Raw genomic sequence first — 11,690 nt, forward strand, 5'->3', positions numbered from 1 at the left:
CGGCGGCTCACCCTGCGCGTGCTCGGCCACAACACCCCGGCGCGGACGCTCTACGCGGCCGAGGGGTTCGCGGTCGAGGGCGTGCTGCCGGAGGAGTTCCTGCTCGACGGGGAGTACGTCGACGACGTGCTGATGGGCCGCGCCCTGTGAGCTACGGCGTGGCCTACGACGTGACCAGGTCGCCCGTGTCCACCTCCGCCGTCGCGGTCGCCGCGCGCTGCGCGTCCCCGGAGACCTCGTCGGCCGTCAGCACGTACCCCGTCTCGTCGTCCTGCGTGGAGCGGGCGAAGACGACGCCGTAGACCTTGCCGTCGGTCGTCAGGAGCGGGCCGCCGGAGTTGCCGGGGCGGACCGTGGAGCGGATCGAGTAGATCTCGCGGGTGACGGTCCCGTTGTTGTAGATGTTCTGCCCGGTCGCGTTGACCCGGTTGGCGACGGTGGCGGCCTGGAGGTTCAGGTCGCCGTCCTGGGGATAGCCGGCCACCACGGCCGAGTCGCCGCGCGCCGCGCTGTCGTCGAAGCGCAGCACGGGCGCGGACAGCCGCGGCACGTACAGCACGGCGACGTCCTTGCTCGGGTCGAAGAGGACCACCCGTGCCTCGTACGACCGCCCGACCCCGCCGATGCGGACGGTCGGGTTGTCGATGCCCGCCACCACGTGCGCGTTGGTCATCACGTGCTGCGGGGCGAACACGAAGCCGCTGCCCTCGCGGCCCTGGGTGCCCGAGGAGCCCTCGATCTTGACCGTGCTGCGCTTGGAGGCGCTCGTCGCGGCGGCGGTGACGCTGTCGCCGGTGGGCTTGGCGACCTCGGCCGTCGACGCGTTCTCAAACGGGTTGAAGACCTGCGGGAAGCCCGCCTCGGTGAGCGCGGAGGTGGCCCGTGAGAACCACGTAGGTGTCGTGTCCGGCATGAGCTTCTGCACGCTGCCCAGGAGTGTCGAGTCCTGGATCGCCGTCGTGACCGTCGCGGACGAGGACGCGCCCAGCACGCTCGCGGCCACCCACGCCACGATCATCACCGCCACCGAGTTCGCCGCGGCCCCGCCGATCCCGTCGGCCACCCGCAGCGGCCCCTGGTCCAGCTCCTTGCGCAGCTTGAGCGCGAGCCGCCCCGCCAGTTCGTGTCCGACCACCGCCGGCACCAGCACGGTGAGCACCGCGGTCACCGTCGCCGCCGTCGTCCCCGGTGTCACCAGGTCCATCACCCACGGCAGCACCCACACACCGACGATCGCACCGCCCACGAACCCGGCGAGCGACACACATCCGGCGACGAGGCCGCGCCGGTACCCGGACGCCGCGTAGGCGAGGATCACCAGCAACAACAGCAGGTCGAGCAGGTCCACGGAGCCGCCTTTCTCTCGGAACCCTTAGTACGCGAGGAACGGGCCCACTGATCAGTCACGCGCGCGTGGCTCCCGGGAAGCCGCCACGCGTGCGTGTACCCCCAGAAACGTGCCGGACCAGGACGATGGTTCCACCGGGTGGCACAGCACACATCGCGGACGGAGCGTTTCCGGCCGAGAGTGTGACCATGCGTGTTCTGAGAAGAACGCCGGGTGCACGGCGCCGGCGCCGGGTACGAATACCCCGTCCCGCGCTCCTGATACTGGCCTGCCTGCCCGGCCTCGCCGCCGTCCTGGTGCTGGCCCTGTGCGCGAACGGCATCGGACGCAAGGCCACGACCGCCGTACGACGGCCCGTCGCGGCCCGCCCCGTGGCTGTCCAGCACACCGCCGCCAGGCCGCGCATCGTGCCCCGCTCGGCCTGGCTCGACGCCCTCTCCCGGCACGCGCAGCCGCCTCCGCGCTACGACGACAAGGTCGTCGCCGTCTTCGTCCACCACACCGACTCGCCGAACGGCTACGACTGCGCGGACGCGCCCCGCATCATCCGCTACCTCTACGCCGGCCAGACCGGCGTCCGGGACTGGGACGACATCGGCTACAACTTCCTCGTCGACCGCTGCGGCACGATCTACGAGGGGCGGGCGGGGGGTGTCGACCGGGCCGTCACCGGTGCGCACACCCAGGGCTTCAACCACCGTACGACGGGTATCGCGGCGATCGGCACGTTCACCTCCGGGATGGCGGTGCCGCGGGCGATGACGGACGCGATAGCGGCACTGGCCGCGTGGAAACTCGGCCTCGCGGATGTGGACCCGCGCGCCAAGGCGCACCTGGTGTCCAGCAACAACCTCAGCCGGTACGCCGCCGGTACGACCGCCACGCTTCCCGCTCTCGCGGGCCACAAGGACGGGTACATGACGAGTTGCCCGGGGGCGGCGTTGTTGGCGCGGCTTCCGGAGGTTCGGGAGCGGGCGGCGCGGTTGCAGGGGCGTTGATCGCCCCCCCGCCGCCCCTACCCGTCCCGCCCTGACCCGGACCCGACGGTCAGAAGTCTCCGAGCAGCCAGTTGCCGGCGCCGGCGGGGTCGGCCGAACAGTAGAAGTCCCGGTTGGCCTGGACGAGGTCGGCGAAGGTGAACGAGGCCGACGCGTCCAGGAGATGGGCGTGCGCGACCAGGATGTCGGGCGGTGTGACGCCCTCGGCGGCGAGCAGGTCTTCGAAGAGCCGGTCCGTCAGGACGGTGTCGGATCGCAGGCCGCAGACCTCACCAATCGAGTGGAGGACCGGCAGGATCGCACGGTCGAAGCCGTCCGGGCGGCCGAGAAGACTCCACGTGGTCGTCGTGACGAATTCGTTCTCGTCGATCACGTGGTCGTTGTTCAGGTCGCCGTATTTGTGCATCCTGGCGAACAGTCCGCGGTAGACAGCCGTAATGCGATCGGCTTCCGGTGATGCTTCGCGGAGGTGGAATCGAAGCCGGATGCGTTGTGCGACGGTTTCGTAGTCCGAAACGTCGAGGACGCCGTTTCCGTCGGAATCCAGGACCCGGAAGCGTTTGCGGAACTTGCGGATCTGGAGTTCGGTGGGGACCGGCGGGGCCATGTCGACGATTTCAGCCGAAGAAATGGACCAGAGGGTTGTTCGGATCGCCGTCGGCGTAGAACTGTGTGAGCAACTCGGTGAACGCGTCCCGCGAGATCCGGCCGTCAGGCGCGAAGGACGACAGGACGGTGTCCGCCTGGCTTTCGGCGCCGCCGATGGCCTTGACGAAGCGGTGGAACTCCTCGGTGGTCAGGTGGTCGTCCCGGTCCTGGTCGCAGACGGTGAAGACGGCATGGGCGACGGGACGGATCGCCCGCCCGGCCGACCGCCCGACGCTTCCGGTCACCGAGGCGAGAAACTCCTCCTGGCTGACCCGGCCGTCGTGATCGGTGTCCGCGCGGGCCCGGAGCCGGTCGAAGAGCGCGACGTACTGCTCGCGGACGTCGAGGGCCGCCGGGGCGTCACCGTCCACGCTGAACTCCGCCAGCAGGCCGTCGACTGCCTGGTGATAGTCGGACAGCTCGATATAGCCGTTGCCGTCGTAGTCGAGTGCCTGGAACTGCGCGGTCGCCTTGAGACGCTGGGCTGACTGGTCGAGTGAACCGGACATGGACCGTGCTCCTCTTGATAATCAAGTCGGTGTTCTTTAGTTCTTTCTTTATATAGCGAGGAGCGGGGACGTGCCCGACGGGAATGCTGCATGGTGGGATCTCGGCCCGGTCCCGGAATCCAGGGTGCGCGCCTGGACGGCACGTGCTTTCCTGCGGAGAAGTGTGGCGCCGCTGGCACTGCGGATCGTTCATCCCGACGGCAGTGTTTTCGGTGCGGGCTCTTCCGAAGCCCCTGCGCTGATCCTGCATGACCCGGATGCCTTCTACCGGCGCATCGGTTCCGCCGGGCTGGTCGGTCTGGGCGAGTCGTATCAGGCGGCCGAATGGGACAGCGTCGACCTCGCCGGGCTGCTCACGGTCTTCGCGGAGGGTATCGACCGGATCGTGCCGCGTGCCGCGAGGCGACTGCGCCCGCTGGTCACCGACCGGCGGCCGGACAGTGATGACAACACCCCGGAGAACGCCCGTCAGAACGTCGCGCGTCACTACGACCTGCCCCACCAGATGTTCGAAGTCTTCCTCGACGACACGATGACCTACTCCAGCGCGGTCTTCCCGGTGGGACCGGGCACCGGCGCGGACGCGTTGACGCAGGCGCAGGACTACAAACTCGACCGCCTGCTCCGCCAGGCCGGCGTGGGGCCGGGCCGGACCGTCCTCGACATCGGCGCGGGCTGGGGCGAACTGGCGCTTCGCGCCGCGGCGAAGGGAGCCGGGGTCCGGGCCGTCACCCTTTCGAAGGAGCAGTACCGGTACATCAGCGAGCGGGTCGAGCGGGCGAGTCTCGCCGGCCGGGTCGACGTCCAGTTCGGGGACTACCGCGAGGTCGAGGGCCGCTACGACACCGTGTTCAGCATCGAGATGATGGAGGCGGTCGGACACGCGTACCTCCCCGAGTTCCTGGCGGCACTCGACCGGCTCGTGGCTCCCGGCGGCCGGGTGATCCTCCAGTCCACGGTCATGCGTCATGACCGGATGGTGGAGATGCGCGACTCGAACTCCTGGATCAAGAAGTACATCTTCCCCGGCTCGGCCCTTCCGTCGGTCACCTCCATCGAAGCCGCGGTCGCCGGACAGAAGGCCCTGCACATCGTCGACGAGGAACGCTTCCGCTTCCACTACGCGCAGACGCTCCGCCTCTGGAGACAACGCTTCGAGGCCGGAGCCGACCGACTGACGACGCTCGGCTTCGACACCACGTTCCAACGCACCTGGCGCTTCTACCTGGCCTGGTGCGAGGCGGGCTTCCGCTCGGGCGTCCTCGATGTGGCCAGGTATGTGCTGGAACCCGGGCGAGGACATGGACAGAGACATGGACAGGGACATGAGCAGGGGGATGAGAAGGCGGACGCGAGTTCCTACCTGCGCCCGAGATAGACCCCCAACGCCCGTTGCAGCACCTTCCCCTGGCTGCCCACAGGCCGCTCCCACTCCCCGAGGTATTCCACGGCCCGCCCACCCGTGCCGGTCTTGAAGAGCAGCCGGCCGAAGAGCCGGTCCTCGGCGACGAGGGACGGGGTGATGGACCGCAGATCGTACGTGTCCGCGCCCGAGTCCAGCGCCTCGCACAGCATCCGCCACAACAGCAGGCTGCTGGGCCGCAGTTCACGCCCTCGACGGCCGGACGCGGGGTACGAGTGCCAGACGCGCGGACCGACGCTGATCATGAGCGCGGCGGACAGCACCTCGTCGTCGTACTCGGCGAGGTAGATCCGCACTCGGTCGGAGTCCTCGGCGTTCAACGCCTGCCACATGCGCCGGAAGTAGTCCAGGGGGCGGGGCTTGAAGCCGTCGCGCTCAGCTGTCGCCCGGTACAGACGGTGGAACGCGGGCAGATCGTCGGCCGAACCCCAGAAGACCCCGACCCCGCCGGCTTCAGCCGTCTGCAGTGACCGCAGCCAGTTGGGGGAGAGCGCGGCGCGCAATTCGTTCACCGACCGCCCGGCCAGGGGGATTTGACACCCGTAACGCGGCTGGCCGAGTCCGAACCCGCTCCCGTCCTCCTCCTTGCACCGCCGCCACCCGAGCCGTTTGAGCCGCTCCGCGGCGTCCAGCGCGTACCCGTCGATCCCGTCCGTGGGCAGATCCCGCAGATGCCGTACGGAGGGGTCGGCGACGCCTGCTGCCACCGTGGCCGCGTCCCAGTGCCGGACGACGAGCGGCGGGCCGATGCGGACCGAGAACGCGCCCTCCTTCTCCAGGTGGGCGATGAGGGGGTCCAGGTACCGTTCCGGACGCTGGCTGTGCCAGTCGATCGCGGGCCCGTCGGGGAGGTAGGCGAGGAAGCGACCGGTTCCGGGAAACGCTCGGTAGAGGACGAGCGCGACGGCGACCAACGCCTCCCCCTCGAACCAACCGACGCTCTCCGCCGTCCAGTCGGGCTTCACGTCCGCCCACTCGGGGATCTGGAGATGGCTCGCGTCGGGGTGCAGGCGGAGATGGTCGAGGTGTTCCTCGCGGGTGATCCCCTTCACGTACGGGCTGGTCATGGGCACGACGCTCCTGTTCGGCGGCGGCCACCGTAAGCCGGGGTTCACCATGCGGGTCAAGACTTCACTGCTGTGAACTCCGCCCACACCTGCTTGCCGCGTCGGCCCTGTCTGGGCGTGACACCCCACTGGCTCGCCACGGACGCGATCAGGAAGACGCCCCGTCCGCTTTCCGTATCCCAGTCGGGTTCGGTGTACCAGACGGGCAGTTCGGGCGAACGATCGGCGACGGCCACGCGAACGCCGCCTTCCGGGAGGGTACGGAGGTGTAGTTCGCACTCCGGGGATTCCACGTGGCGGTGGACGTTGGCGAGCATCTCCGTCACGCAGAGCGTTGCGGCGTCTGCGAGTTCGGGGTACCCCCAGGCGGTGAGCTGCTCGCGGACGGTTTGGCGTACGGCGGCGAACCCCTCTGGTTCCGCGAGGAGTTGGAGGACCACTTCGGGGGGCGATTGCGTGTGCATGCCCTCACGGTGGGTGATATGTGGCTAGCCTGAACAGGACTTTCGGTGGCACACAAGGGAGTGTGCGGGCAAGGGGGTTCGCTGTGCAGGACGGTGCTGAGGGCTCGTCGAGCATGAAGATGTTCGGGGCGGTGTCGCGTGCGCTGCGGGAGGCTCAGGGGAGTACGCGGGAGCAGTTCGGGGCGCATGTGGGGTACTCGGCGTCGCAGGTGGCGATGGTGGAGCGGGGCGAGCGGATGCCGAGCCCGCAGTTCATCGCGCGGGCGGGGGAGTTCCTGCATGCGCAGGTGGCGATCGATGCGGCGGCGGAGCATCTGGAGCGGCGGAGGTATCCGTCGTGGTTCGACGACTACGTGGAGAGGGAAGCGGAGGCGGTCAGCCTGTGGTCCTACGACACCCACGTGATCATGGGGTTGGTGCAGACCGAGGAGTATGCCCGGGCCGTACTCGGTGCGCGTGTCCCGATGTTGGACGACGAGGAGATCGAGCACCGGGTGCGATCCCGACTGGCGCGGCAGGCAATCCTCACGCGTGTGCCGCCCGTGTCGCTGGCGATGGTCATCGAGGAGTGGGTGTTGAGGCGGCCGGTCGGTGGACGGGCGGTTCTCAAGGGGCAGTTGGAGCGGTTGCTGGAACTCGGCGAGAAGCGGAACATTTCGATTCAGGTGATGCCGACGGACGTTGAGGCGCATGCCGGTTTCAACGGTGCGTGGACGCTGCTGGAGACTCCCAAGCGGGAATGGGTCGGTTACGTTGAAGGTCAGGCTGGGGGTCTGGTGATCGAAGATCGCGAAGAAGTCAGCGCGATGTTCCAGCGGTTTGGCATGATCCGGTCTCAGGCGCTCCCGCCGGGGGAGTCGGCGAAGCTGATCGAGGGGTTGGTGGGCGAACTATGAGCACCGCAGATCTGACGTGGTTCAAGTCCAGCTACAGCGGGGATGCCGGCGGGCAATGCCTTGAAGTCGCCCTGGAATGGCGGAAGTCGACGTACAGCGGCGCGGAGGGCGGCGAGTGCCTTGAAGCCGCGCTGGAGTGGCGGAAGTCCTCGCACAGCGGCAGCCAGGGCGGCGATTGCCTCGAAGTAGCCCTGGAACCAGCCCAACCCACGGTCCACATCCGTGACTCGAAAGCCAAGTCCGGTCCCACGCTGGCGTTTTCGTCGGACGAGTGGGCGGCATTCGTGGGCTTCGCCACCGGGAAATGACTCATGCGGACCATGCCGCAACTGCTTGCAAAGCGGCTCTTCGAAGGTGGGCGGTGCGCGGAGACGCCCGGCCCCAGGCGGTGGTGCGCAGAAGTGTGACACTCTGCGTCAAAGTGTCACACTTTCGCGGAGAGGGTCCCCTCTGGCGGAGTCCGGCAAGGGACGTTTTCGCTGGACGAATGGAAGAGTTTCGTAAACTTGGCCGCACAGTCGGCGCTAAAGTAGTCACGTCCTCACACTCCGTGCGCTAACACGGAGCGGCCCTCAGCGGTGCGCCAACACCAATCTGAGGGCCTACACCGACGAGTGGAATCTGGAGTCCACCGCGATGCTGCAGCATGCTATCCCGCCTGCCCGCTTCTTCTCTCAGACCCCGAACGAGATCATCCGGCATCCCCGCCTCAACGGGACCGCCGTACGACTCCTTCAGTGGGCACTCTCCCTCCCCGAGGGATCGAGGGAGACCGTGCAGTCCCTCGGTGAGAAGATGCCGGAAGGCCGCCTAGCCGTTCGCAAGGCCCGGCGGCAACTGGAGGAAGAGGGCTACCTCCACACCCGGCGCAGCCAGGACCCCGAGACCGGCCAGTGGTCCACCCAAGTCCTCGTGTCCAACGTGGCGTTGACCGCACCGGACGAGATCGCCGCAGCGTTCGGTCCGAGTGACCAGGACCCGCCGGTCGGGGGTGGGACGGGCCAGGCCGTCGGCGCATACCCCTTGGGCGAGAACACCGAGGAAAACACCCCCAACCAGCCCGCGCCGTCAGGCGAGTTGGAGAGCGGCGCCGCGAACTTCCTGGCCCGCCTCGGCGACCGCACCCCCGCCCTGCGCCTCGGTGCCGGAGAGGTCGAGCGGCTGGCTCCCCTCGCGGCCCGCTGGCTGGAGAGCGGGGCGACGGAGGCCGACCTGCGTCAGGCCCTCACCGCCGACCTGCCCTACCCGGTCCGTTCCCCGGCCGCCCTCGTGTCGTACCGCCTGGAAGCCCGGACTCCGGCAATTACGGCTCCACGCAAGCGAGTTGAGGCCTTGGCCGAGTGCGGCGAGTGCCGTGACCCGTTGCCGCGAGGTGTCCACACCGGCATCTGCCGCCGCTGCGCGGGACTGGTCCCCGCACCTGCGGAGCCAACCCCCGTGTCGTTTAACGGGATCGCCCTGGTGCGGGCCGCGTTGTCAGGGGTTTGTCATGAGGCGATCGGGCGGTCGGACAGGTGGGCCAGCTCGGTGAAGAACGCGCGGTAGAGCGGCTCGTCGGTGGTCTGGATATCGACCCGCATATGGACGCGGTCATGGCCCCGACCGGCGCTCACAGGTTTCTCGCAGGCAACTCACCGAGTCCCCCGAGGCAAGCTCCCTATCGTCATGCACACGCACTGACTGGAGGTGGGGAAAATGAACAGCAGTCACACCAACACCACGGAGAAGTCGGCCGGTTGGGCCAAGTCCGCCCACGGCCCCTGGGCGGTGGTCTGCGCGGTCGTGACCGTGATCCTCGGCCCGGCCGCCGTCACGGCCTCCGCGCTCGACCAGGCCAACGCGGCCCCGATGCACCACGCGGTACGGGCCGACCAGACGCAGGCCTACATCCCGACGGACTCGACCCGCCGCCGGTCCGCCGTCCAGTAGTCCCCGCGGTCAAGCCTTTCGACGCTGGTCCAACTGATGGCACGTCGCGCTCGGGTCTGTGAGGTTGGGGGCACTCCGCGTCACCGACCTCCGGGATGTACTCATGACCAAGGCCTCACCCCGCGCCGTTCGACTCGCAGGCTCCGCGGCCTGCGCGTTCGTCCTCGTCAGCACCTTGACGAGTGCCGCCGTCGCGCAGCCCGCCGAGAAAGCCGTAGCCGCCCGCCCACTTGCCACCGACTGCGTGGTCGACGCCCTCACCAACCACTGGTGGTGCCAGAACAAGCCGGGGATCCGGGTTCAGTGGGCCGGGCAGACCGTCGGCTACCTCAACTCCGATGTCAACTGGTTCAAGTGCCGGTACGAGGGTGATCCGACCGGCGGCGGCGGTCCCCACCCCAACCGCTGGATCTACACACTCGCCGACACTCCTCACCTCGCCCACGGCGGCTGGGGCTTCGTGAAGGACAGCGACGTCATCGAGGAGACCAATCCACTGCCGCGCTGTTAACCACGGCCCAGTTCCCAGTACTCCTCGCCCACCGGATCGATGTCCACGTCCAGGCCGTTCAGGAGGCCGGCGAGCATCGTGTAGTACCCGACCGTCGTGATCAGCTCGACCACCTGACGGTCCGTGAAGTGCTCGCGCAGCGAGCCCAACGTGCCGTCGGTGAGCGTGTGTCGGTCCATCAGCTCTTCGGCCGCGGTCAGCACGGCCGACTCGACCGCGTCGAACTGGCCTTCCGCCGACCGGAGTTCGACGACCGCGTCCAGCTGATCGGCCGTCACCCCCGCGTGCAGCGCTATCGGGCGGTGCTGCACGACCCCGTACGCGCAGTCCGTACGCGCCGCCACCGTCACGATCACCAGCTCGCGCAACCGCACCGGCAACGACGATCCGAGCACGGCCATCCCCAGGTCGATCGCCGGACCGGTCAGCTCCGGGGCGTGGGACAGCATGCGGAACGCGTTCAGTGGAGTGGGGAGCTTGTCGACGGCGTCGGCGGAACGCTCCGGGTACGGTATTCGAGCCACGGTGACCTCACGGGAGTCTGGTCTTTCGGCGGACGGGGCACCTGTCGCCGTACCCCTGTTACTCCTGCCGGAACCTCTGCCGCAGCTTCGGGAACCGTTCCGCCAGCACGGCCTCGTTCTCCAGGTCGAGCGGCGCCCCGAGGGGCTCGGCGGGCGCGGGCGGAATCCCCAGGTCGGGGGCGACCGTGCCGGTGAGCTGTTCGTACGCCTCGTCGGCCGCGTAACCCAGCTCCTCCCCGTCGCCGTCGATCTCCTCGTCGAAGTCGTCGATGAGGTCGGCCAGCGAGTCGGCGTCGTGCACGGCACCCTCGTAGACCTCGCGGCCCTGGCCGATCAGCCAGCACCGGAAGAAGTCGAACGCGTCGTCGCTCGCCCCGCCCAGCAGCACCCACGCGGCACCCCACAGGTCCCAGGTGTAGGCGCGGTTGTAGCGGGCCTCGAAATGACGGGCGAAGTCCAGCACCAGCTCCGGATCCAGCAGGAGCAGCCGGTCCACGAGCAGGTCCGCCTGCTCCTCGGGGTCGCCCTCGGCGGCCTCGCGGGTGGCGTCCACCAGCTCCCAGAACTCCGTCTCGTCCATCACGGGTCAAGCATCGGTCCTGGACGGGTGGTGCGCACGTGGAGTACGGCGGATTGTCACCTGGAGTGGGGCAGATCGTTATGGGCGGTACAGCGCCGCCAGCCGCACCGCGTCGCTCACGAACCGCGCCCGCAGACTCGCCGGAGCCAGCACCTCCACCTCCGGACCGAGACCCGCGAGCTGACCGTGGGCCACCTCCTCGGACTCCACCGGGAGGGTCACAGTCACCCACCCGTCCCCGTCGCCGTCCGGTGCGCCCGCGAGCTCCAGCGCCTCCCTCGCCGTGGTGGGATCGACGGCGTACGGCAGTCTTCGCGCGCCGTCGGGGGACACCCGTACCACCACCTCCGCCCGCAGGATCGACCGCGCGAACTGCTCCGCCCGGTCCTCCCAGAACGCCGGAAGATCGAAGTCCGCCTTCCGCGCGAAACGCTCGTCGGACGCCGGATCGACCGCCGTGAACCGGTCGATCCGGTACACCCGGAAGGAATCACCGTCGGCCACCCGCGCACACAGGTACCAGACGCCCGCCTTCAGCACGAGCCCGTACGGCTCCAGCTCCCGTTCGACATCGGAGTCCCCGCGCCGGTACCGCGCCACCACCCGCCGGTCGTCCCACACCGCGTCCGCGACGGCCGGCAGCAGCTCCGGGGTCTTCGGCTCCGTGAACCAGCCCGGCGCGTCCAGATGGAACCGCTGCGCCGCCGCCCGCGAGGCGTCCGACAGGGACGGCAGCAGCGCCGCCGACACCTTCAGCCGGGCCGCCGACGCCGCGTCCTCCAGCCCCATCTCG

At 69.0% G+C, this 11,690-nt stretch carries 16 protein-coding genes; 8 read left to right on the top strand and 8 right to left on the bottom strand.

Going from position 1 to position 11,690, the window contains the following annotated elements:
* A partial coding sequence (locus R6V09_RS33290; protein ID WP_442810202.1) for a GNAT family N-acetyltransferase occupies positions 1 to 150 on the top strand: 150 nt, incomplete at its 5' end.
* A 13-nt stretch (positions 151 to 163) separates the two neighbouring features.
* Here R6V09_RS33290 and R6V09_RS33295 read toward each other — a convergent pair.
* Positions 164 to 1,348: a MarP family serine protease gene (locus R6V09_RS33295; protein WP_317885182.1), complete on the bottom strand. Its 1,185-nt coding sequence runs from the start codon at positions 1,346 to 1,348 to the stop codon at positions 164 to 166.
* A 188-nt stretch (positions 1,349 to 1,536) separates the two neighbouring features.
* On the opposite strand from R6V09_RS33295, the gene R6V09_RS33300 reads away from it, so the two are divergent.
* Positions 1,537 to 2,346: a peptidoglycan recognition protein family protein gene (locus R6V09_RS33300; protein WP_317885183.1), complete on the top strand. Its 810-nt coding sequence runs from the start codon at positions 1,537 to 1,539 to the stop codon at positions 2,344 to 2,346.
* A gap of 49 nt (positions 2,347 to 2,395) precedes the next feature.
* On the opposite strand, the gene R6V09_RS33305 is transcribed toward R6V09_RS33300, so the two are convergent.
* Both R6V09_RS33305 and R6V09_RS33310 read right to left on the bottom strand, forming a co-directional pair.
* Positions 2,396 to 2,953 (bottom strand): EF-hand domain-containing protein, encoded by a 558-nt coding sequence (locus R6V09_RS33305; protein WP_317885184.1) that lies wholly within the window; start codon positions 2,951 to 2,953, stop codon positions 2,396 to 2,398.
* Between the two features lie 10 nt (positions 2,954 to 2,963).
* Entirely contained in the window at positions 2,964 to 3,503 is a 540-nt protein-coding gene (locus R6V09_RS33310; protein ID WP_317885185.1) for an EF-hand domain-containing protein, read from the bottom strand.
* Positions 3,504 to 3,666: 163 nt separating this feature from the next.
* Here R6V09_RS33310 and R6V09_RS33315 point away from each other — a divergent pair, with 163 nt between their 5' ends.
* Positions 3,667 to 4,881 (top strand): cyclopropane-fatty-acyl-phospholipid synthase family protein, encoded by a 1,215-nt coding sequence (locus R6V09_RS33315; RefSeq protein ID WP_317885186.1) that lies wholly within the window; start codon positions 3,667 to 3,669, stop codon positions 4,879 to 4,881.
* Here the strand turns inward: R6V09_RS33315 and R6V09_RS33320 are convergent.
* Positions 4,863 to 5,993, bottom strand: a complete 1,131-nt coding sequence (locus tag R6V09_RS33320; protein WP_317885187.1) for a lipid II:glycine glycyltransferase FemX — start codon at positions 5,991 to 5,993, stop codon at positions 4,863 to 4,865. The two genes, R6V09_RS33315 and R6V09_RS33320, sit on opposite strands and share 19 nt — an antisense overlap.
* Before the next feature lie 56 nt (positions 5,994 to 6,049).
* Positions 6,050 to 6,457, bottom strand: a complete 408-nt coding sequence (locus tag R6V09_RS33325; RefSeq protein ID WP_317885188.1) for an ATP-binding protein — start codon at positions 6,455 to 6,457, stop codon at positions 6,050 to 6,052.
* A gap of 83 nt (positions 6,458 to 6,540) precedes the next feature.
* Between R6V09_RS33325 and R6V09_RS33330 the strand changes: the two genes are divergently transcribed.
* The 5 genes from R6V09_RS33330 (at position 6,541) to R6V09_RS33350 (ending at position 9,793) form a co-directional block, all read left to right on the top strand.
* Positions 6,541 to 7,353, top strand: a complete 813-nt coding sequence (locus tag R6V09_RS33330) for a helix-turn-helix domain-containing protein (RefSeq protein WP_317885189.1) — start codon at positions 6,541 to 6,543, stop codon at positions 7,351 to 7,353.
* Positions 7,350 to 7,661 carry a DUF397 domain-containing protein gene (locus tag R6V09_RS33335; protein ID WP_317885190.1) on the top strand — a complete coding sequence of 104 codons (312 nt, stop codon included), beginning with the start codon at positions 7,350 to 7,352 and terminating at the stop codon, positions 7,659 to 7,661. The genes R6V09_RS33330 and R6V09_RS33335 overlap by 4 nt, the downstream gene beginning before the upstream one ends.
* A gap of 328 nt (positions 7,662 to 7,989) precedes the next feature.
* Positions 7,990 to 8,898, top strand: a complete 909-nt coding sequence (locus R6V09_RS33340; protein ID WP_317885191.1) for a hypothetical protein — start codon at positions 7,990 to 7,992, stop codon at positions 8,896 to 8,898.
* A gap of 150 nt (positions 8,899 to 9,048) precedes the next feature.
* A complete protein-coding gene (locus tag R6V09_RS33345; protein WP_317885192.1) occupies positions 9,049 to 9,282 on the top strand; it encodes a hypothetical protein in 234 nt (77 codons plus the stop codon).
* Between the two features lie 103 nt (positions 9,283 to 9,385).
* Complete coding sequence (locus tag R6V09_RS33350) at positions 9,386 to 9,793, top strand: hypothetical protein (RefSeq protein ID WP_317885193.1); 408 nt, start codon at positions 9,386 to 9,388, stop codon at positions 9,791 to 9,793.
* On the opposite strand, the gene R6V09_RS33355 is transcribed toward R6V09_RS33350, so the two are convergent.
* From R6V09_RS33355 to R6V09_RS33365, 3 genes are all read right to left on the bottom strand, one after another.
* Positions 9,790 to 10,317, bottom strand: a complete 528-nt coding sequence (locus R6V09_RS33355; protein WP_317885194.1) for a carboxymuconolactone decarboxylase family protein — start codon at positions 10,315 to 10,317, stop codon at positions 9,790 to 9,792. The two genes, R6V09_RS33350 and R6V09_RS33355, sit on opposite strands and share 4 nt — an antisense overlap.
* A 58-nt stretch (positions 10,318 to 10,375) precedes the next feature.
* Positions 10,376 to 10,897 (bottom strand): DUF4240 domain-containing protein, encoded by a 522-nt coding sequence (locus R6V09_RS33360; protein ID WP_317885196.1) that lies wholly within the window; start codon positions 10,895 to 10,897, stop codon positions 10,376 to 10,378.
* Positions 10,898 to 10,975: 78 nt separating this feature from the next.
* Positions 10,976 to 11,690, bottom strand: a 715-nt coding sequence (locus R6V09_RS33365; protein WP_317885195.1) for a helix-turn-helix transcriptional regulator, incomplete at its 5' end; no start/stop codon positions are given.

The sequence above is a fragment of the Streptomyces sp. W16 genome (genome assembly GCF_033194735.1).
Taxonomy (GTDB): Bacteria; Actinomycetota; Actinomycetes; order Streptomycetales; family Streptomycetaceae; genus Streptomyces.